1 protein-coding gene is annotated in these 264 nt (G+C 56.1%); it reads left to right on the top strand.

From position 1 onward, the window contains the following. Nucleotides 1-264 (top strand): hypothetical protein (locus RMT89_RS43575; protein ID WP_315889293.1); only part of this gene is annotated, 264 nt, incomplete at both ends.

The following is a 264-nucleotide window of genomic DNA, read 5'->3' as shown; positions in this document are numbered from 1 at the left end:
CACAGCGATCGAAGACAAATACGCCTTCAGTCCTTTGGCGCGAGAGATCGTGGCGACTTCGCAGGGGGCGTATGCCTACGATCGAAAGGACTATGCGGCTGCGAGAGCATGGTTTTCTACCAATGAGACGAAGAATAATCCGGTCGCTACTTTCTATCGCGCGCAAATGGCGGAAACAGGCAACGGCGCGCAGCGCGACTCTGAAGCTGCGCTACGCCTTTTTACCGAGTCGGCAAATGCCGGATTCTACTGGGCGCAACTCAG

The sequence above is a fragment of the Streptomyces sp. P17 genome (assembly GCF_032436805.1).
In the GTDB taxonomy this organism is placed as follows: Bacteria; Actinomycetota; Actinomycetes; order Streptomycetales; family Streptomycetaceae; genus Streptomyces.
Note: the sequence above shows the minus strand (reverse complement) of the source record. Positions and strands in the feature narration are given on the sequence as shown.